This is a genomic window from Actinokineospora cianjurensis (assembly GCF_003663795.1).
In the GTDB taxonomy this organism is placed as follows: Bacteria; Actinomycetota; Actinomycetes; order Mycobacteriales; family Pseudonocardiaceae; genus Actinokineospora; species Actinokineospora terrae.
Genome location: NZ_RCDD01000001.1, coordinates 1,367,082 through 1,387,002, shown reverse-complemented (window position 1 = coordinate 1,387,002; position 19,921 = coordinate 1,367,082). Strand labels below are relative to the sequence as shown.

General features: G+C 71.0%; 17 protein-coding genes. 3 read left to right on the top strand and 14 right to left on the bottom strand.

The features are described from left to right. The 12 genes from CLV68_RS06680 to CLV68_RS06630 all read right to left on the bottom strand — a co-directional run bounded on the left by CLV68_RS06680 (position 1) and on the right by CLV68_RS06630 (position 14,605). Positions 1-2,343: a hypothetical protein gene (locus CLV68_RS06680; protein WP_121389616.1), complete on the bottom strand. Its 2,343-nt coding sequence runs from the start codon at positions 2,341-2,343 to the stop codon at positions 1-3. A gap of 2 nt (positions 2,344-2,345) precedes the next feature. Further along, positions 2,346-2,669: a hypothetical protein gene (locus CLV68_RS06675; protein ID WP_121389615.1), complete on the bottom strand. Its 324-nt coding sequence runs from the start codon at positions 2,667-2,669 to the stop codon at positions 2,346-2,348. A gap of 149 nt (positions 2,670-2,818) precedes the next feature. Further along, positions 2,819-2,980: a hypothetical protein gene (locus tag CLV68_RS33710; protein WP_170224141.1), complete on the bottom strand. Its 162-nt coding sequence runs from the start codon at positions 2,978-2,980 to the stop codon at positions 2,819-2,821. 110 nt (positions 2,981-3,090) lie between these two features. Further along, on the bottom strand, positions 3,091-4,425 hold the full coding sequence (gene glmM, locus CLV68_RS06670) for a phosphoglucosamine mutase (protein WP_121389614.1): 1,335 nt from the start codon (positions 4,423-4,425) through the stop codon (positions 3,091-3,093). Between the two features lie 227 nt (positions 4,426-4,652). Further along, positions 4,653-5,306 (bottom strand): 30S ribosomal protein S9, encoded by a 654-nt coding sequence (gene rpsI, locus CLV68_RS34945; protein ID WP_121389613.1) that lies wholly within the window; start codon positions 5,304-5,306, stop codon positions 4,653-4,655. Beyond that, positions 5,303-5,746, bottom strand: a complete 444-nt coding sequence (gene rplM, locus CLV68_RS06660; protein ID WP_092777734.1) for a 50S ribosomal protein L13 — start codon at positions 5,744-5,746, stop codon at positions 5,303-5,305. Before rplM ends, rpsI begins: the two co-directional genes overlap by 4 nt. Before the next feature lie 386 nt (positions 5,747-6,132). Continuing rightward, positions 6,133-6,426: a WXG100 family type VII secretion target gene (locus tag CLV68_RS06655; RefSeq protein WP_092777732.1), complete on the bottom strand. Its 294-nt coding sequence runs from the start codon at positions 6,424-6,426 to the stop codon at positions 6,133-6,135. A 69-nt stretch (positions 6,427-6,495) separates the two neighbouring features. Next, complete coding sequence (locus tag CLV68_RS06650; protein WP_092777730.1) at positions 6,496-6,807, bottom strand: WXG100 family type VII secretion target; 312 nt, start codon at positions 6,805-6,807, stop codon at positions 6,496-6,498. A gap of 217 nt (positions 6,808-7,024) precedes the next feature. Further along, on the bottom strand, positions 7,025-7,264 hold the full coding sequence (locus tag CLV68_RS06645; RefSeq protein ID WP_121389612.1) for a hypothetical protein: 240 nt from the start codon (positions 7,262-7,264) through the stop codon (positions 7,025-7,027). A gap of 22 nt (positions 7,265-7,286) precedes the next feature. Next, the gene (locus CLV68_RS06640; RefSeq protein ID WP_425454822.1) at positions 7,287-9,002 is read right to left on the bottom strand and encodes a type VII secretion-associated protein; all 1,716 of its coding nucleotides are present in this window, start codon (positions 9,000-9,002) and stop codon (positions 7,287-7,289) included. A 931-nt stretch (positions 9,003-9,933) separates the two neighbouring features. Next, complete coding sequence (eccCa, locus tag CLV68_RS06635; RefSeq protein WP_121389610.1) at positions 9,934-13,926, bottom strand: type VII secretion protein EccCa; 3,993 nt, start codon at positions 13,924-13,926, stop codon at positions 9,934-9,936. Between the two features lie 295 nt (positions 13,927-14,221). Continuing rightward, positions 14,222-14,605, bottom strand: coding sequence for a hypothetical protein (locus tag CLV68_RS06630; RefSeq protein WP_121389609.1), 384 nt, complete (start codon positions 14,603-14,605; stop codon positions 14,222-14,224). Positions 14,606-14,736: 131 nt separating this feature from the next. Here CLV68_RS06630 and eccD point away from each other — a divergent pair, with 131 nt between their 5' ends. The 3 genes from eccD (at position 14,737) to CLV68_RS06615 (ending at position 18,333) form a co-directional block, all read left to right on the top strand. Beyond that, a complete protein-coding gene (eccD, locus tag CLV68_RS06625) occupies positions 14,737-16,131 on the top strand; it encodes a type VII secretion integral membrane protein EccD (RefSeq protein WP_170224139.1) in 1,395 nt (464 codons plus the stop codon). After that, positions 16,128-17,579, top strand: coding sequence for a type VII secretion-associated serine protease mycosin (gene mycP, locus CLV68_RS06620; protein ID WP_121389608.1), 1,452 nt, complete (start codon positions 16,128-16,130; stop codon positions 17,577-17,579). The genes eccD and mycP overlap by 4 nt, the downstream gene beginning before the upstream one ends. 367 nt (positions 17,580-17,946) lie before the next feature. Then, a complete protein-coding gene (locus tag CLV68_RS06615) occupies positions 17,947-18,333 on the top strand; it encodes a hypothetical protein (RefSeq protein WP_121389607.1) in 387 nt (128 codons plus the stop codon). Between the two features lie 9 nt (positions 18,334-18,342). Here the strand turns inward: CLV68_RS06615 and CLV68_RS06610 are convergent, their stop codons facing one another. Then, positions 18,343-19,578: a WXG100 family type VII secretion target gene (locus tag CLV68_RS06610; protein WP_246009690.1), complete on the bottom strand. Its 1,236-nt coding sequence runs from the start codon at positions 19,576-19,578 to the stop codon at positions 18,343-18,345. A 10-nt stretch (positions 19,579-19,588) separates the two neighbouring features. Continuing rightward, positions 19,589-19,903: a hypothetical protein gene (locus tag CLV68_RS06605; RefSeq protein ID WP_121389606.1), complete on the bottom strand. Its 315-nt coding sequence runs from the start codon at positions 19,901-19,903 to the stop codon at positions 19,589-19,591. Between the last annotated feature and the right edge of the window lie 18 nt (positions 19,904-19,921).

The following is a 19,921-nucleotide window of genomic DNA, read 5'->3' as shown; positions in this document are numbered from 1 at the left end:
TCACCTGCCCCCGTCGATGGCGCTGCTGATCCTGGACTCGGCCGTGGCGTGGTCGTCGTCGAACAGTTGGCCGCTGGTGCGCCACTGCGACCCGGCGCGCTCGGAGTCACCGGACCCGCTGCCACCGCCACCGCCGCCCATGGCGCCCATCGGCATGCCGCCGAGACCGGACCCGGCCTGGCCGCCCGCGTGGTCACCGGAACCGGGCTGCGCGGTCGCCAACCCGGCCTCACCGGAGCCCGACGCCTGGGTGTCGCCGCTGGCGCTGGACATCTCGCCCTGGCCGGTGTCGGCGCGGTCGTCGAACACGCTGCCCGCCGCGCCCCACGCCCCCGACTGGTCACCGGCCGCGAACGTCGACTGTGCCCCACCACCGTCGTACGCGGCGGCCAGCGGCTCAGCCGCATACCCCTGCTGGACCGACGGCTCGACGGCGTAACCCGGCTGGACCGAAGGCTCCGCCGCATAGCCTGGCTGAACCGACGGATCGGCGGCGTGACTCGGCTGGACCGACGGATCGGCCGAGTAACCCGGCTGGCCCGGCGCGGCGGCCTGAGGCTCCCGTGCCCCCGGCTGGGTCAGCTCGCCGAGATCGCCGACGAAAGCGCTTGCGGTCGGCTTGACCTCGGGTTGGCCCACCGCAGGCGCCGCCGGGTCCTGGTAGTCCACCGTGTACGTGACCGGCTCGCCGTCGCCGTCGTCCACGGTGATCTTGACCGTGTCCGGGTCGGTGGCGGACCGCTCGGCGGTGATGGTCAGGTCGCCGTCGTGGATCACGGCCTTCCCGTCCGGTCCCGCCTGCACGTGCTGCACGCCGTCCGGCCCGGGCACCTGCCCCGCACCTTGCCCGGGCACGGGCTGCCCGGTCACCGGGTCCACCACCGGCCGCCCGGTCACCGGGTCGACCCCGGGCTGCCCGGCCGTCGACCCCACCGGCTGCCCCGTCACCGGGTCGAGCACCGGCTTCCCGGTCAGCGGGTCGAGCGCGCCCGGTGTGGACTGCCCGAAGTCGAGCTCGTAGGTCTTGGGCTTGCCCGACCCGTCGTCGACCGTGACGCTGACCTTGCCCTGCCCGTCCGGGCTCTGCACGCTGATCGACCGGTCCCCGTCGGTGATCGTCACCGTCTCCGGCGCACCCGTCGCCGGGACCTGCGGGACCTGGGGAACAGCCGGGATGGCCGCGGCGGGATCGGTCGGCTGCGGCACCGCGGGCGGTTCGTACGCACCGGGCGGGGGCGGGCCACCGCCGGTCTGGCCGGGACCGGGTCCACCGCCGGTCTGCGTCGGCTGCTGCTCGACCGGCTTGGCGTCCGGCTTCTTCTCCTCCGGCGGCGGCTGGGACGCCCCGGCGAGGCTGAGCTTGCCGAACGGGTCCGCGGTCATGGTGATGGTGGCCGAGTTCAGCTCGTCCCACGCGGACTCGACGGCCTTGATGGTCTCCTCGATCCGGCGGCGCAGGTTGCCGACGGTCAGGAAGTAGCACTCGCAGAAGTCGTTGAGCTCGCGGCAGATCTGGTCGGACCACCGGTTGTCGCCGTCGGTCAGCCGCACCTGGCCCGGCTGGTGCAGCGACTCGGCGGACACCGGCACGACCGACAGGTTGAGCAGGCCCTGGCCGAAGCCGCTGAGGAAGGTCGCCTCCTCCTTCGCGGAGAACCCGGACTCCCACACGCCGCTGTCGAGGATGCGGCCCATCTCGTCGATGTAGGTCTCGTACTGGTCGCGCGGGAACAGGTCGAACGGCCCGCCGATGGCGTACTTGCCGTACCGGTCGACCATGGGCTTGCCGCCGATGTCGGAGGAGTCGGCGAACCCGGCGAGCTTCGCCACCACGGTGCGGGTCGCCGAGCGGGCGCCGTCCACGTGGTCGCGCAGCTGGGTCAGCAGCGACTGGTAGTCCATCGACGCGGCGCGCAGGTCGTTGATCCTCCCGGCGGCGGCCTCACCGGCCTTGCTGCTCCACGCGCCCTGCAGCTTGGTGGTGACCGCCCCCGCGGCCCCGTCGAGCGCGCCTGCGGCCTTGGCCAGGTTGTCGAGCCTGCCCCGGGCGCCCCAGAGGTAACCCCAGTTGATGATCTTCAGCTTGTAGAGGCCACCGGAGGAGTCGGTCTTCTCCTGCCAGCCGTCCCCGCAGGCGGGCTGCGACGACCACTTGCCGCGGTTGCCGGGCAGGCAGGCGGGGTGGTTGCGCCACTTCTCGTAGAGGAACCCGAGGAAGTCGCGGCCCATGACCTTGAGGAACTCGTCCAACTTGGCCAGCATGGCCTCGGAGTGGTCCTCGGTGTGCACGTCGGACGGGGTTTGCAGGGCGGCCTGCACCTCGTGGCTGAACTGCTCGGCCACCCTCACGCACCCCCGGCCGCGGTGATGCCCCACGCGTTGTCGACGTCGGTGTTGTCGGTGGCCTTGGCGGAGTCGGTCAGCCGCTTGGCCGCCTCGACGCAGTACTGCTGGGCCTTGCCGACCGAGCCCGCGAGCTGCTGCACGATGCCGTTGAAGGCGGTGAACGCGGCCGCGCCGTCCGCGGTCCCGCCGAAGTGCTCGGCCTTGAGCCCGTCCCCCGAGGCGTAGCGCTGCACCTCCTGCAGCGAGACGGCCAGGTCGGCCATGTCAAGACCGGCGGACCGCACCACCTCGTGGTCCATCTTCATGGTCTCGTCCAGCGCCACAGCGCCCCCCTGACTTCCTGCCCCTCGATGTGGTCCTGCGTTGGACGCGAGCCGCTGACCTGCGGTGCCGTCACTTACGCAAAGAAGAACCTACCGAGCCCAGCTGTGCATCGACCCAGGAATCACTGCATTCACTCGGCGAGAGTCACTCAGCGGAGGTCGTCCGGCGGCGACAGCCGGTCCAGCTCTTCCCTGGCCCGCAGCTCGCGCGCGCGGCGCTGCTTCTCGGCGGTCCTGGCGACCACCACCACGGTGAGCAGGACGAGGCCGACCAGGACCACGATCAGGAACTCGGACAACCCCATGCTCACTGCGGCCCCCTCTCGGCGCGGGCATCGTAACGACGGCCCGCGCCGAGGGGTTAGGACTCAGCCCACGTGTAAGACCGGGGACGTGGGGTAAAGCACACCGGCGTAGGGGCTCAGCGCACGTCGGCGACGACGGCGGCGAGGCGGTCGGCGGCGGTCCGCGCGGCCTCCTCGCTCGGCGCCTCGACCATCACCCGGACCAGCTGCTCGGTGCCCGAGGGCCGCAGCAGCACCCGGCCGGTGTCGCCGAGCTCGGCCTCCACGGCCGCGACAGCCGTGCTGACCAGCGGGGACGCCGCGACGGTCGCCTTGTCGGTGACCCGGACGTTGATCAGCACCTGCGGCATCCTGGTCATCACCCCGGCCAGCTCGGCCAGCGGGCGGCCGGTGGCGGTGACCCTGGCCATCAGCCGCATCGCGGTGAGCAGGCCGTCACCGGTGGTGGCGTGCGACGGGATGAGCACGTGGCCGGACTGCTCGCCGCCGAGGGCAAGCCCACTGGCCCGCAGCTCCTCCAGCACGTACCGGTCGCCGACGGCGGTGGTGCGCAGCTTCACGCCCGCGTCGCGCATGGCCACGTGCAGGCCGAGGTTGCTCATCACGGTGACCACGAAGCTGTCGTCGACCAGCTCACCGGCCTCGCGCATGGCCAGCGCCAGCACGACCATGATCTGGTCGCCGTCGATGTCGGCGCCGGTGGCGTCCACGGCCAGGCAGCGGTCGGCGTCACCGTCGTGCGCGATGCCCAGGTCTGCGCCCTCGGCGATCACGGCGGCGCGCAGGTCGTCGAGGTGGGTGGAGCCGCAGCCGTCGTTGATGTTCTCGCCGTCTGGCAGGGCGTGGATCGCGATGACCTCGGCGCCCGCCTCCCGGTACGCCTGCGGCGCGGCGGCCCACGCGGCCCCGTTGGCGCAGTCGACGACGACCTTGAGCCCGTCGAGCCGGTTCGGGGTGGCGGCGAGCAGGTGCGCGACGTAGCGGTCGTGCGCGTCGGCGATGTCGTAGACCCGGCCGACGCCCGCGCCGGTGGGGCGCTCGACCGGCGCGGCGAGCGCGGCCTCGATCTCGTCCTCGACCGTGTCGGGCAGCTTCTGACCACCGGCGGCGAAGAACTTGATGCCGTTGTCGGGCATCGGGTTGTGCGATGCGGAGATCATCACGCCCAGGTCGGCGCCCAGGTCACCGACCAGGAACGCCACCGCGGGGGTGGGCAGCACGCCCACCTGCATCACGTCGACCCCGGCCGAGGCGAGCCCGGCGGCCACCGCCGCCTGCAGCATCTCGCCGCTGGCCCTCGGGTCGCGGCCGACCACGGCCACCGGGCGGTGCGTGCCGTCGTGGGTGGTCAGCACCCTGGCCGCCGCCGCGGCGACGGACAGCGCCAGTTCCGGGGTGAGCTCGGAGTTGGCGAGACCGCGCACGCCATCGGTGCCGAAGAGTCGAGCCATGGACGGGATCCTCCGCGTGTGGGGACGGGCTGGGAGGCAGGGTAGGTCCTGGGCCGGGTCCGGGGACAGCACAGCTCAGGGGAGAGCCCAGATCCGCGGGGCGAGCGGGTCTGGGGAAAGCACAACCCCGGGTCGCGCGGACCCGGGGAAAAGCACAGCGGGAGCAGCCTGTTCGTGTCGCGAACGTGCTGCTCCCGCTGGGTGGTGCCGGTGCTGCCGCCGAAAGGTCAGCGCTTGCTGTACTGCGGCGCCTTGCGGGCCTTCTTCAGGCCGTACTTCTTGCGCTCCTTGGCCCGCGGGTCACGGGTGAGGAAGCCGGCCTTCTTCAGGACCGGGCGGTCCTCGGAGTCGAGCTCGATGAGCGCGCGGGCGATCGCCAGCCGCAGCGCACCGGCCTGGCCGGTGATGCCGCCGCCGTGCAGGTTCGCGCGGATGTCGAAGGACTCGGGCTTCTCGACGACCACGAGCGGCTCGCGGATGAGCTGCTGGTGGACCTTGTTCGGGAAGTACTCCTCCAGCGACTTGCCGTTGAGCTGGAACTTGCCGCTGCCCGGGGTGATCCGGACGCGGACGACAGCCTCCTTGCGGCGGCCGACCGTCTGCGCGGTCTCCGAGGTCAGGTGCGGCAGCGCCGGGGCCTGGTCCTCGTCGTCCTCGTCGAGCGCGTCGAACTCGGCGACAGCGGCGGCCTCGTCGGCGACCGGGGCCTCGTCGGCGTCGTCGGCCGGGGCCTCGTCAGCCGGGGCCTCCTCGGCGGCTGGCGCGTCGTCGGCGGCCGGAGCCTCGTCGACGGCCGCGGCCTCGTCGGTCTCGACGGGGGCGGCGGTGTCCTCGACGGCGGCGTCGGCGTCGACGGCCTCGGGGGTCACGGCGTCACTCACTTGGCGACCTTCGCAATCTCGAACGGCGTGGGCTGCTGGGCAACGTGCGGGTGCTCGGGGCCTGCGTAGACCTTGAGCTTCTTGCCCTGGGCGCGGCCGAGCTTGTTCTTGGGGAGCATGCCCTTGACGACCTTCTCGAGCAGGCGGTCGGGGCGGGTGTCGAGCAGCTCGCCGAAGGACCGCTTGCGCAGACCGCCGGGGTAGCCGCTGTGCCGGTAGGCGAACGCCTGGTCCCGCTTGTTGCCGGTGAGGACAACCTTCTCCGCGTTGACGATGACGACGAAGTCGCCGGTGTCCACGTGGGGGGCGTAAGTGGGCTTGTGCTTGCCGCGAAGGAGCGTCGCGACGTGCGTGGCGAGACGACCGAGCACCACGTCCTCGGCGTCGATCACGTGCCAGGCTCGGTCGACCTCGCCGGGCTTAGGGCTGTACGTGGGCACGGGTCTACCTCATCGTCAACATGCGTCATGGGTGCCTGTGCGGGCATCACCCCTGGGCGAACGGGTCGCCCAGAAGCGCGCAACGCGGCTCGACTCGCACTGAACAAGCCGAGCTTTACGCCCCGCGCCGCACAACAACGTAAGAGATTACCGGGTGCCCGTTGGAGGGTCAAAACCGCCCTCCCCCCACCCGTCAGAGTGTGGGCTGCGACACGGTGACACACCCTCCCGCCACCCGCCCCCCACGTCCCCGCCCGGCATCGTTCCCGGCTTGGCAGCGGACGGGGCGGCGGTGCCGGTGCGATGAGGTTCGGGCACCGGACACACGACAAGGCCCGGGGGTACTAGCCCCGGGCCTTGTGGGTACGAGCGGAGAACGGGACGGCTCAGCCCCAGCGGTTGGCGTTCGCGCGCTCGGTCGCCTCGTAGTTCTCACCGGACTGCTGCACCGCGACCGCGATCGAGGACAGGACCTGCTTGAGCTCGTCGTACGCCTTGTCCCACTCGGCCTGCTTGGCGTTCCACGCCTCGGAGGCGGCACCGGTGTACCCGGCGGCCAGGGGGGCGAGGCGCTGCTTGAGGTCGCCGAGCAGGGTCTCCAGCTGGCTGGAGGTCGACGCGAGCGACTGCGACGCGTTCGCGACCTCCGCGAAATTGACCTTGATGATGTCGCCGGACATTGGGTTTCTCCCTGGAGTCGTCTAACAAGTACGGGGTGGGCCGGAAAGCACTACCGCGGAAGAGAGAACTCAGCCGCCGAGGACGCTGGTGATGTTCGAGAGCGAGGAGGACGACTCCTCTTCCTGGCGGACGTAGGCCGCGTTGCTCTCCTTGAGCTGCTGCGAGATCGCCTCGAGGGCGGTGTGCAGCTTGTTGGCGTCGTCGTTGTAGCGCTGCATCAGCGTGGCGAAGGCGCGAGCGGCGTTACCAGACCAGTTGTCGTGCAGCGGCTGGAGCGCGGAGCCAAGGCTCTTGAGGGAGTTCTGGCTCTCCTCGTTGACGTTGTCGACGTCGACGGCGGCCTTGGCCATCTCTTCTGGCGTGATTCCGTAACCGGACATTGGGAGAAACCCCCTGGCTTGTGGTTGGGTCGTACGCCTTCTTCGTTCGTACGCCGCTTACGACGAAGACCCTGCCAGGTTTGGTTCCCCCTCGGTGCAGGTTCCCCGCAGGTCGTTGCTCCCGTTAACGGTGTTTCCGGGAACCCGCAGGTCACGACCGGTGCGGCAGGCGGGTGACCGGTCGGGGCGGTTCACAGGTGTGAACGATCGCCGCAGGTCAGCCGCCGTGCAGCAGGATCTGGTCCTGGGAGAAGTCGTCGTCGTCCGGGGGCGGCGGGGTGGGCCGCTGCTGCTCCGGCGGCGGCGCGGTGGCCGCTTTCGCCGCCAGCCGCTGGGTGTCGCGCCGGAACGCGGCGCTGGTCTCCCGCGCCTCGGCCGAGGCCCGCCGCGCCTGGGTGATCGCGGAGGCCACCTCGGCGCGGAACCTGGCCACCTGCTCGCCGAACCCGTCGTTCACCGCGCGCCTCCCTGCTCCCGGCTCACTGCCCCCGCCGAACGACGGTGGAGCGGACCACTGTCTCGCAAGCCTGCCGCACCGGGACCCGACCGGCCTCGGTGTACTGGCAGCCGATGCTGACCTGGTACTTGCCCTCCAGGATCACGTACCAGTCGACGGTAGCGCCCTGCTTGGTCAACTGCTCCCGGTAGTGCACGACGGTCCGCCCGCCGAAGCTGGCGCCCTCCTCGTACTCGGACACGTCCGGCGCGCGCTTGTCGTAGTCCTCGCGCAGCCGCTCGAGCGCCCGCTGCTGGTCGGTGCCGCTGTCGAAGGCGAGTTCGCGTTCCTGCACCAGCACGAGGTCGTTGCCCTGCTCGGCACCGGTCGGCTTGATCTCGGTGCGCATGATGCCGGGGCTGCCGCCGGTCTGCGTCCACCCGTCGGGCAGGGCGAAGGTGTAGTCGTAGCGGTCGATCGTGGTGGCGGCCGGGCTGTTCTGGTCCCGCGCGACCAGGAGCCCGATCCCGCCGCCGACGAGGGCGAGCAGGAGCAGCACGATGCCGGTGTAGAGCCCGGTCTTGCGACGCGGTTCCGTTGGCGTGGCGGGGAAGTTGGCGGCCGGGTGGATCGGCTGGGGGCCGGTGTTCTGGTGGCTCGTGCTGTGCTGGCTCGTACTGTGCTGGCCGGTGCTGTGCTGGCCGGAGATCGGTTGTGGACCGGTGAGCAGGCCGGTGTGCGTGACATCGGGTGCGACCGCCCGCAACGCCCCGCGCGCGACGACCGTCTCCGGCTGGTCGAGGGTCACCGGCACCACCCCGGTCCGCTCGGCGACCAACCGCGCCACCAACGGGATCCGGCTCGACCCGCCGACGAGGAAGATCCCGGCGAGCTGCGCGGGCGTGGTGCCCGCGTCCCGCACCGCCGCGAGCGCGAGGTCGACGGCGGCCCCGATCGGCTCGGCGACCAACCGCTCCAGGTCGTCTCGGGTGATGTGCGCGTCCGGGAAGGGCGACGGGAGCGGGACGTCGGCGTAGGGGTGCCGGGACAGGGTTTCCTTGGCACCGCGCACATCCTGCTGCAACACCCGCCTGCGCCGCCGGTCGAGCAGGTCGCGGCCCCGCATGAGCGAGTCCCACTCGTCGGGATGGCCCGACACCCGACCCAGGTGCTCCAGCAACGACTGGTCGATGTCCGCGCCGCCGAAGGACGGATTCCCCTTGGTGGCCAAGACGGTGAAGAGAGTCGTGTTCGGCTCCGTCCGAACAACGCTGACATCGACCGTCCCACCACCGAGGTCGAGCACGGCGAGAATCCGCCCCGGCCCGGGAAAGCTCGCCGAGTGGAATACCGCAGCGGCCACCGGTTCGGGCACCAGAAGAATCCTGTTCCCCAATCCAGCGGCGGCCCGGCGCAGGACCTGCGTCCGCACCCCACCCCAATCCGCCGGGTGGGTGAGCACCAATTGATCAACCGGAACCCCACCCGCCACCCGCCGCGCCTCAGCCACCGCCCGACCTAGAACAGCCCGGAAAACCTGCACGACCGGAATGACTCGATCACCGAGGAGAAGCTCGGTCTCGTCAACCCGCCGCTTGGGGTGCGGCTCGAACCTGGACGGGTCCAGCGCGGCTTGGCGCTCGGCTTCTTGACCGACGAAGAGAGTGCCGTCTGTGCCCGCGTAGACAGCGGACGAGAGGAGCGGTTGACCGTCGACTACCACTACCTGGGGCTCACGGCCACGCAGGGAAATCGCCACACAGGTACTGGAAGTCCCGAAGTCCACCGCGACTCGCAGCACCGGTGCCACCTTCCCTGGCAGCAGCTGCCACCGAAACCTGGCGGTATGTCGGAGGTCACCCTACGTGGTTGGTGGGGGGTGGGGTGGGTGGGGTTGTCCACAGGGGGGCGGCTCGTTCGGCGCGGATTGTCGGTGCTGCTCGGTAGGCTGTGTATCGGGGGGTGCTGTGGTGGGTTTGATCTTGTGGGTGGGGGTTGTCCACAGGGTGGCTGCTTGCTCGGCCTGGTTTGTCAGTGCTGCTCGGTAAGCTGTGTATCGGGGGCTGCTGTGGGCGGTTTGATCTTGAGCTGAGGGGATCCGGCTCTCGAACTCGGCTGCGCCATCGACGGTGAACGCCTCGCCTTCGGCATTGGCCTGGCGCGAGTTTCGAGCTTTGCTCGATGCGGCGAACTCGTTTTGCGCGGGGCCCCGACAGCACCCGTGGCAGAACCACAAAGCAGGGGCCGAAAAGCAGGCCCTGCCGCGTGGACGACGCTACGGGCACTGCTCCCCCACACAAAACAAGTCCGCCCCATCGAGCCGGCTTGGCACCAGCGGATCCGAGGAGCGCGGTTCGGCCAACGCCTGAGAGGGGCACGTAGGGGCCAACGACTGCGACGGGCGCGTTGGGGCCAACGATCGTGAGGGCCGGGTGGAGACCGACGTTGTTGAGGGGCGCGTGGTTGGCCAACGTTGTTCGGGGGCGCGTGGGGGCCAACGATCGTGAAGGCCGGGTGGAGGCCAACGCCTGTGAGGGGTGCGTTAGGGCAAGCGCCTGTGCGGGGCGCGTGAGGCCAACGTTGTGGCGGGGCGCGCGTGGGCCAGCGTTGGTGGGGGCCGGGTGGGGGTCAGTGTTGTTGGGTGCCTGGGTGGGTGGGGTGGCGGCGTTGGGGGCCGCCACCCGAGGGGGTTATTCGGGTTGGATCCAGGCGATGTGCATGAGGGATTGGCCTACTTTGCGGCTGACCAGGGTGCCTCGGCCGGGGGGGAGGGCGGAGGGTTTGACGGTGCCCAGGAGGGCGCCTTCGTCTTTGCTGCCGCTCATGACGACGCCGGGGCTGGCGATTTCGCGGAGTTTGCCGAGGACGGGGTCGAACATGGCGCGGGAGGCGCCGCCGGTGCGGCGGGCGGTGATGACGTGGAGGCCGACGTCCTTGGCTTGGGGGAGGAACTCGGCGATGGGTTGGAGGGGGTTGTTGCCCTGGGTGGCGACGAGGTCGTAGTCGTCGACGATGACGAAGAGGTCGGGGCCCTTCCACCAGGAGCGGTTCTTCAACTGCTCCTGGGTGACGTCCGGGCCGGGGAGGCGCTTGAGCATCGAGCCGCGGACGTCCTTGATCATGTCGCCGAGTTGGTTGGAGGAGACGGCGTAGCCGAGCAGGTGCTCGGTGTTGACGTAACCGAGCATGGTGCGCCGGTAGTCGACCAGGATGATGACCGCTTCCTTGGGCGTGTAGCGGTCCATGATGCCGCGCACGATGGTGCGCAGCAGGTTGGTCTTGCCGGACTCGCCGTCGGCGAAGGCGATGAAGTGCGGCTCGGACTCCAGGTCGAGGTACACCGGGGCCAGGTCGTTCTCGTCGACGCCGATGGGCACGAGTTTGCTGTCGCGGCGCGGGTCCTGGGCGATGAGCTCGTCGTAGGGCAGCACCTCCGGCAGCAGCCGGACCTTGGGGGCGCCGCGGCCGCGCCAGGCGGACTTGATCCTGGCGACCGCGTCCTGCACGCCACCGGCGACGTCCTCGGGGTTGCTCGACCCGTCGATGCGCGGCAGGCCGGTGAGGAAGTGCAGCTTGTCGCGGGACAGGCCGCGGCCGGGGCGACCGGCCGGGATGTTCACCGCCACCCGTCGGTCCACATCGGACTCGGACGGGTCGCCGAGGCGCAGTTCGAACCGGGTGCCGAGCAGGTCCTTGAGCGCCGGCCGGATCTCCGCCCACCGGTTGGCCGCGACGATCACGTGGATGCCGAAGGACAGGCCCTGCGCGGCGAGGTTGACGACCTGCATCTCCAGCGCCTCGAACTCCTGGCGGAAGTTCAGCCAGCCGTCCACGATCAGGAACACGTCGCCGAACGGGTCTTCCTTGATCTCACCGCGGCGCTTGCGGTTGCGGAAGTCGGTCATCGAGTCGATGCCCAGGTCGCGGAAGCGCTGCTCGCGCTCGGCCACCAGCCCGGTGACCTCGGCGACCATCCGGCGCGCCTTGTCCGGGTCGATGCGGCCCGCGACGCCACCGACGTGCGGCAGGCCCTCGATCGAGCCGAGCGTGCCGCCGCCGAGGTCGAGGCAGTAGAACTGGACCTCCTCGGCGGTGTGCGTCAACGCCATCGACATGACCAGCGTGCGCAGCATCATCGACTTGCCCGACTGCGGACCACCGGCGATCGCGGCGTGCCCGGCGGCGCCGGAGAAGTCGGCCCACAGCAGGTCGCGGCGCTGCTCGAACGGCTTGTCGATGATGCCGAGCGGGACCTGGAGCCTGCCGTTGCCGTAGAACCCGACCGGCGAGAGCCCCCGGTCCTCGGTGGGTTGCAGCGGCGGGAACAGGGTGTCGAGCGAGTTCGGCTCGTTGAGCGGCGGCAGCCACACCTCGTGCGCGTTCGGCCCCTGCCCCACCAGCCGGTTGACGATCACGTCCAGCTCGCTGGCCTCTTGGCCGCCCTCGGGCTTCTTCTCCTCGACGACCGGCTCGAGCGGCTTCTCCGGCTCCTTGGGGATCTCCACGTAGTCCGGCACGAACAGCTTCGCGCGCCGGTCACCGGAGACCGCGGCGACCGGGCCTGCGGCCTGCATCCCGGCGGGGCGGTACGGGCCGGACACGTACGCGGCCTTGAACCGCACCATGGTGCTGGTGTCGAACTTCAGGTACCCGGAACCGGGGATCGACGGCAGCTCGAAGGCGTCCGGCACGCCGATCGCGGCGCGGGACTCCGCCGCGGAGAACGTCTTCAGGCCGATCCGGTAGGACAGGTGCGAGTCGAGGCCGCGCAGCTTGCCCTCCTCCAACCGCTGCGACGCGAGCAACATGTGCATCTGCAGCGACCGGCCCAGTCGTCCGATCGCGACGAACAGGTCGATGAAGTCCGGCTTGGCCGAGAGCAGCTCGGAGAACTCGTCGACCACGATGAACAGCGCGGGCAGCGGGTCGAGGTCGGCGCCGTTCTCGCGCGCTTTCTCGTACTCCCAGACGTTCTTGAAGTTGCCGCCGTTCTTCAGCGCCTCCTGGCGCCGGTTCATCTCCCCGGCCAGCGCGTCCTTCATCCGGTCGACCAGCGTGAGGTCGCCCTGCAGGTTGGTGATCGTCGCGGCGACGTGCGGGGCGGAGTCGAGGCCGAGGAAGGTCGCGCCGCCCTTGAAGTCGACCAGGATGAAGTTGAGCGTGGTCGACGAGTGCGTGGCGAGCATGCCGAGCACCAGCGTGCGCAGGAACTCGGACTTGCCGGAGCCGGTCGCGCCGATGCACAGGCCGTGCGGGCCCATGCCCTCCATGGCCGCTTCCTTGATGTCGAGCTCGACGGCCTGGCCGAACTCGCCGACGCCGAAGGGCACCCGGTAGCGGTCGCGGACCGGCCGGGGCCGCCACGCCTGCTGCACGTCGAAGGTCATCGGGTCGCCGGGGATGCCGAGCAGCTCCAGCAGCGTCGGGTTCGACAGCAGCGGCTCCTCGTCACCGGAGTCGGCCGCGGTCGCCGAGAGCCGGTACGGGGACAGCTTGCGCGCCAACGCCTCCGCCTCGGCGACGCTGAGCGTGTCCGGGCTGGCGAACCACTCGACGCCAGACGCGCTGCGGGCGCCGAGCCGGTCCTCCTCGACGACCAGGCGCAGGCCGCGGCGGGCGGTGAGGTTGCCCAGGCACTCGGACAGGTCGATCAGCGTGACGCCGACCAGCCCCTCCTCCAGGATGATCTGCTCCTCGCGGGTGACCTCGCCGTCGTCGATGACGATCACCACGTGCGGCTGGTCCGGCTGCGGCGGGGCGTTGCGGGTGAACCGCTGCCGGTCGCGCAGTTCCTCGTCCAGCCACGCCTCGATCTGCGCCAGCGAGCCCGCCATCATCCGCAGCTGCCCGATGCCGTCGAGCAGGCTCGGGTGCTGGGCGTGCGGGAGCCACTTGGCCCACTCCCACTCCGCCTTGGCCTTGCCCGAGGTGACCACGGCGATGAGCACGTCGTCGGGGGTGTGGAAGGTGACCAACTGGGCGAGCAACGCGCGGGTCAGGCCGCGGGTGAGCGCCTTGTCGCCGGTGAGGCCGACCGCGGCGAACCCGCGCACGGCGACCTGGATGGGCAGGTCGGGGACGATCGAGTGGGCGCGCACGAACCGGCGCAGCGCCAGCGTGGCGATCGGCTCCAACTCGTCGACCGGCCCGGTCTGCGGCGGGACGAGGCGGGTCGCCAGCCGCTGCGAACCGCGGCCGACGCGCAGGTGGCAGAAGTCCGAATCGGCCTGGCGGCGCTCCCACATGCGCCTGCTGGTGGCGATCGACCACAGCGCCTGCGGGTCCGGGTGGGTCCACTCCAGCGACGAGCGCTGGTCGAGCGCGGCCTCGCGGGCCCGGTCGCGCATCTGGCCGAGGTAGCGCAGGTAGTCCTTGCGGTCCTCGTTCATCTCGGCCTTCTTCTGGCCGCCCCCGCGCCCACCCATGCCGCCCGCCATCATGCCCACGGTCGACATCAGGAACATCCCGCCGAACAGCAACGACGTCGGGTTCCGCCCGCCGACGACGAACATGAACGCCATCATGCCGATCGAGGCCACGATCATGACCCCGGGCAGGATCTTCATCATGATGTTGCCCGGGATCACCCTCGGCACCTCGGGCGGCGGCTCGAGGTGGACCTCACCACCCGGCTGCCTCGGCGCGGCTAGGCGGGGCGAACGCTTGAACTGCAGCGTGCTCACCGGGAGGACACCTCTTCGTCTCGACGGGCGGGACTGGGAGAAACTACCGAACCACCGCGGGACGGCACGGCGAACGTCGGCACCGCACCGGCGCGCGCGGGCACGGCGCGCTCCCACGACAGCGTCCTGACGTCAGCCACCCCGTACCCCCTCGCACCCGGCCGGAACCCGATCGCCGCCGAACCGGCGCACCACGCGACATCGGTGCGGCCATCCTAAGACCGGTTCCGGCCACGCCGGGGTCGGTCCGCGCAGACCTGTGGACAACTCACGGCATTGTGGGCAACCGAGCGGGCTAACCGTCCCGATCGGCCGCGGCGGCGGACTCCACCAGCCGGGACCACGCGATCAACGCGAACACCAGGACGGCCACGAAGAGCGCCTGCGCCGCGATCAGCAGCACGCCCGCGCCCGCGAACCACTGCAGGTAGGTCGCTACGACCGACGCGGCCACCAGCACGGCACCCACCGCGAACTCGGCGGGCCCGCGCAGGTTCCGGGTGAGCGCGTGGACAACGGCGACCACCACCACCAAGCCGACGAGGACCAGCCGCGTGGCGTTGCCGCTGTCGGCGGCCAACGCGAGGACGACCAGCGCCGCGGGGCACACGGGCAGGAACCGCAGGAGCAGGACGCGCCACGGCGCGACCGCCCCGCCGGACAGCTCTCCACCAGCCACAGCACCCCCCTTTCCGCTACTTCCGCCAACCGGCGCGTCGCGGGATATCGGTGCGGCCATACTAGGACCGATTCCGGTCGCGCCGGGGTCGGTCCGAGCAGACCTGTGGACAACTCACGAGGGGGCGGGCAGTGGCAGCCGGTACGACCGTGTTCAGCAGGGTGACCGTGGTCGCGCCGAGGACGCGTATCGATGTGGCGCTCCCGGCGGACGTGTCGGTGGCCGACCTGCTGCCGATGCTGCTGGAGATGGCGGGGGAGACCACGCCGGACGGTGGGGCGCGGCACGGGGGGTGGTGCCTGGCGAAGCTGGGGGACAACCCGCTGGACCCGAGTCGGACGCTGGGGTCGCTCGGGGTGGTCGACGGGGACATGCTGCAGTTGCGCAAGCGGGCGGAGAACCCGCCGCCGCCGCTGTACGACGACGTGGTGGACGCCATCGCGGAGTCCACGCCGGACAGCTACCGGCCGTGGACCAAGGAGACGGCGAACCGGATCGGGCACATCGCGGGCGCGCTGGCGTTGCTCACGGCGGCGTTCGCGGTGCTGATGGCCGGTCCGCTGTGGGGTGGCGGCAACATCGGGCCCGCGGTCGCGGGTGGGACCGGCGCGGTGGTCGCGGTGGTGCTCGGGGCGGTGTTCGCGCGGGTGTACCAGGCGCGCACGACCGGGGTGCTGATCGCGGCGGCCGGTGGGTTGCCGCTGGCGTTCGTCAGCGGGTTGTCGATCGTGCCGGGTGAGCCGGGCAGGCCGAGCCTGCTGCTGGCGTCGGCGCTGGTGCTGATCGTGTCGTCCGCGTCGATCATGGTGATCGGTGCCGGGATCACCACGTTCGTCGCCGCAGGCACGGCCGCGGCGCTCGGGGTCATCGCGTTCGCGGTGGCGACGTTGATCGCGCACCCCGCGGCGGGGATCGCGGCCGGGACGGTCGCGGTGGCGCTCGGCGCGCTGTCCGTGCTGCCCAGGTTGACCATCCAGTTGGCACGCCTGCCGCTGCCGAACGTCCCCGGCAACGCCGAGGACCTCAAGGAGGACACCGGTTTCCCGGACTACCGCTCGATCGAGCGCCGCGCGGGTCTCGCCCACGAGTACATGACCGGCATGATCATCGGCTGCGGGTCGGCCGCGGCGATCGGCGCGGTCGTCTCGGCGGGGGCGCCCGGTCTGTGGGGTGTGCTGCTCGGTGTCGTCGCGACGCTGGTGCTGCTGCTGCGCGCGCGGACTTATGCCAACGGCAGCCAGGCGATCGCGCTGCTGGCGACCGGGATGCTGGCCGCGGCGGGCATCCTGCTCGGTTGGCTGTTCTCCGCCGACACCTTCGGCAGGCTGCTGTGGGTGTTCGGCACGCTGGTGCTGCTCTCGGCAGGCGCGCTGGTGCTCGGTGTGGTGTTCCCCGAGCAGCGCTTCTCCCCGCCGCTGCGGCGGACCGTGGAGATCATCGAGGCGATCTGCATCGCGGTGGTGTTGCCGATCGCGCTGGCGGTGATGGACCTGTACTCGACGCTGCGCGGCGTGAGCTTCGGATGAGGACGGCAACCCGGGTCGCCGCGGCGGTCGGCGCGGCCGCGTTGGCGATAGCGCTGCCGATCCCCGCGTCCGCCCAGCAGGCGCCGTCGGCCGCCGAGAAGGCCGAGCGGATCAAGTACATGGCCGAGCCGCCGCCGTTGCCCGCGGACTTCCCGGTGCCGAGCGGTGCCGACCCGGACACCCCGTACTCGTTGGTCAGCAACTGCATCGGCTCGCTCAACCAGGGCACCACGGACCTGAAGAACAAGCCGTGGGGCCAGACGCAGTTGCGCTTCGACGAGTTGCACCAGTTCGCCACCGGCAAGGACGTCCTGGTCGCGGTGATCGACACCGGGGTGCGCGCGCACCCGTTCTTCGGCGGTCGGGTGCAGCCGGGCGGCGACTTCGTGATCAAGGACAAGCAGGGCATGGAGGACTGCGACGGGCACGGCACCGAGGTGGCGGGCATCATCGCGGCCAACCCGCCCGCGAACAGCGACATCGGCTTCCGCGGTATCGCGCCGGAGGCCAGGATCCTGTCCATCCGCCAGTCCAGCGGCAACTACAAGGGCAAGCGGGTCACCGCGGCCCGCCCCGAGGGCGAGGACCTGCCAGCGGGCACCCTGGAGACGCTGGCCAAGGCCGTGGTGCTGGCCGCGGACCAGGGCGCTCGGGTGATCAACATGTCGGTGGACAACTGCCGCGGGGTCGCCGAGGGTCCGATCACCAACGCCGAGCGGCAGTTGCAGGCCGCGTTGCGCTACGCCTACGAGCAGAAGGACGTCGTCCTGGTCGCCTCGGCGGGCAACACCGGCGAGAAGGGCTGCCCCGACCAGCGCAACGGCGTCGACCCGTACAAGCCGACGCACATCGTCACCCCGCCGTGGTTCGCCGACTACGTGATCTCCGTGGCCGCCATGTCCCGCAACGGCGACCCGGCGACGTTCTCGGTGCAGGGCCCGTGGGTCACCGTGGCCGCGCCGGGCACCGACATCATCTCCCTCGACCCGGCCACCAACGGCCTGGCCAACCTGCAGGTGCTCGCGAACGGGGACCAGACCTCCATCCAGGGCACCAGCTTCGCCGCGCCGTACGTCGCCGGTCTCGCCGCGCTGATCCGCCAGCGGTTCCCCAACCTCAAGGCCGCCGAGGTGGCCAACCGGATCAAGGTGACCGCCTCGCACCCCGCGGCCCCGGAGGGCAGGGACAACCTGGTCGGCCACGGCATGATCAACCCGATCGGCGCGCTCACCACGCTGATCCCGAGCGAGCAGGGCGTCGCGGACGACAAGGCGCTCGACGTCAAGGCAGCGCTACCCGCTCCGCAGATCAAGAACTGGGCCCCCACACAGGTAGCGTTGATCGGCGCTGCCGGTGGCGTGCTGCTCTTGTTGCTGACGCTGTTCGTGGTGCACACGGTCCGCCGCACCCGTACAGGCACACAGCGAGAGGCTCGCGGCTCGGCATAAGGGTTGTTCGCGTCACCAGTTCGTGGTCGATTCCGCAGTGGTGCGGAATCACTTCGGGCCAACTGGACCTACCCTGCCCTTCTGTCCCAAGGCAGGAGGTGCTGTGGCTCGCCGACCGCGAATCCGCCCTCTCCCCCGCACCAAGCCACCGGCGCGGTCGACTTCGGTCGCTATATGGCCTGTCGCGGGAGTCTTACTCGTGGCCGCTGTCTTGATGCGCGCGCCCGAGGACAAACCCACGGCCTTACCTGAAACCACAACACAGTCAGCCGAACCGCCGCGGCACGTAGTCGAACCCATCCCTGCGACGACCGCGGCCAAACCGGACGATCTACAAGACGCCCGAGTGGGTAGTTGCCTCCAGGACATGAGCACCGGCGAGTCGCACGACTTCGCGTTGGCCGATTGCGCGGACGGCACCTACGAGCTCCTACGGCGACTCCCGGCCGCGGCGGAAAGCGAGGCGTGCTGGGTGGACGAGCGCGCGAACTGGCTGGTGCGGTCACCGGATTCGACGCTGTGCCTGCGGTACCGCTACCCGCACGGCACGGGCAATCTCGCGGTCGGCGCGTGCGTCGTGTTGACGTCCAAGAACGGCGCGATCCCCAGCGACTGCGAGCCAGGCAGCTTTACCGTCTCCGCCAAGCACTACGGCACCGTCGACGGCGACAAGTGCGGCAAGGACACTCCTAGTGTCCACACCCATCCCACGCGCACCGAGTTGGGCGTAGTGCTGTGCCTGCGCCGGATCTGACCCGGGTGGTCAGTCGTCGCCGATGACCGGCGGCGACGACTTGGTGGGCTTGCCGAAGATCTCCTCCGGGTCGCCGGTGACCCGGGTGCGGCGCTTGTGCTCCGAGTCGGAACCGCCACCGCCCATGCCACCCATGCCCATCGGCATGCCGCCGCCCATCATCCCGCCCGCACCACCGGCCTTGCCGCCACCGCCCGCCGCACCCGCCCCGGACATGCCGCCCGCGGGCTGGCTCGGCAGCGCCTCACCGACCGAGACGTACCCACCCGGTCCCGGCGGCGTCGCCGGGGTGGCGCTGGGACCACTGGCCCCGCCGCCGAACCCGCCCGCACCACCGCCGAGTCCACCGCCACCGAGGCCGGACGAGCCCAGCCCGGCCGCCAACCCCGACGACGACGGGACGGACGTGCCGGGACCGCCGGGGACCGTCACCGACGGCACCTCGGGCACCGACCAGTTCTCGGCCGGGAAGGTGTGCGCCATGGTGATCGGCTCGAACACCTTCGACCCGTCGATCCCGTCGCACAGCCGGACCAGCGCCTCCATGATCTGCCGGACCGCCTCGAACAGCTGGCGGGTCGGCCGGTTCATCGCGTCGACGTACTGGCGGCTGCGGTCCTCGCCCCGGCCCGGCTGGGCCATCGCCTGCGAGGTGTTGTGCGCGACCTCGGCGAGCAGGCCCGCCATCTCGGTGACGATCTCGCGCAACCCGTCCGCGGTCAGGTCGAGCACCTCGCCCATGGCGATCATCGCGTCGGACATGTCGTTGCCCGCGAGGCCGACCCGGTTCATGTACTCGATGAACGAGTCCGCGTCCGCGCCCTGCCACGCCGCGTCGAGCCCGCCGAGCGGCTTGGTCAGCTCACCGACCACGACCTCGGAGTACGCCCCGACCGCGCGCCAGCGGCCCGCCTCGGCGTGCAGCTCGCTCCACCGGCCGACGACCGGCGCGAAGTACTCCTCGACCGGGTCGGGGATGCCGAGCTCGCGGCACAGGCGGCTGAGGAAGTCCAGGTAGGTGCTGAAGTTCGACTGGAGGTCGAGCCCGTCGAGGCCGCCCTGCGCCGGGACAGCGGGCGCGGCGGAGGCCAGTTCCGGCTGCCCCCACCGCGGCTCGGCGGCCGCCGCGGTGTCCGGCTCGGCCGTGGCCAACGCCGCCTCGCGCGGTGGCGCGGGCGTCCAGTCCTCGGTGGTGCTGACCACCGGGGCCCAGTCCCAGCTCTCGTCCTCGTCCGCTCGCCGCACCACGACCCCCTCAGCCCTGACCGCTGCGCTTGATCGACTGGGCGCCGTCGTCGTCGGAGCCCTTGTGCTTGTCCGCGATCTGCCCGAGCGCGGCCGACGCCGCCTCCAGCGCCTCGACCCCCCTGGTCAACTGGGAGCGCAGCAGGTCGGCCGCGCGGGTGTAGGAGTCGGTGACCCTGGTCTGCTTGCCGAGGGAGCCGAAGGACTCCGGGGTCAGCGGCGCGGTGCGCAGGACGTCCGCGCCCTTGGCGAGTTCGTCGGCGGCGGCGCCGACGGTGGTGGCGTACCCGCTGATCCAGGCGGGATCTACCTCGATTGCAGCCATGGCTGACCTCCCGGTCGT

Coding starts and splice junctions, on each gene's coding strand:
- glmM (WP_121389614.1), bottom strand. CDS start 4,425: ATGGCTCGACTCTTCGGCACCGATGGCGTGCGCGGTCTCGCCAACTCC.
- CLV68_RS06655 (WP_092777732.1), bottom strand. CDS start 6,426: ATGTCCGGCGACATCATCAAGGTCAATTTCGCGGAGGTCGCGAACGCG.
- CLV68_RS06650 (WP_092777730.1), bottom strand. CDS start 6,807: ATGTCCGGTTACGGAATCACGCCAGAAGAGATGGCCAAGGCCGCCGTC.
- mycP (WP_121389608.1), top strand. CDS start 16,128: ATGAGGACGGCAACCCGGGTCGCCGCGGCGGTCGGCGCGGCCGCGTTG.
- CLV68_RS06615 (WP_121389607.1), top strand. CDS start 17,947: ATGAGCACCGGCGAGTCGCACGACTTCGCGTTGGCCGATTGCGCGGAC.
- CLV68_RS06605 (WP_121389606.1), bottom strand. CDS start 19,903: ATGGCTGCAATCGAGGTAGATCCCGCCTGGATCAGCGGGTACGCCACC.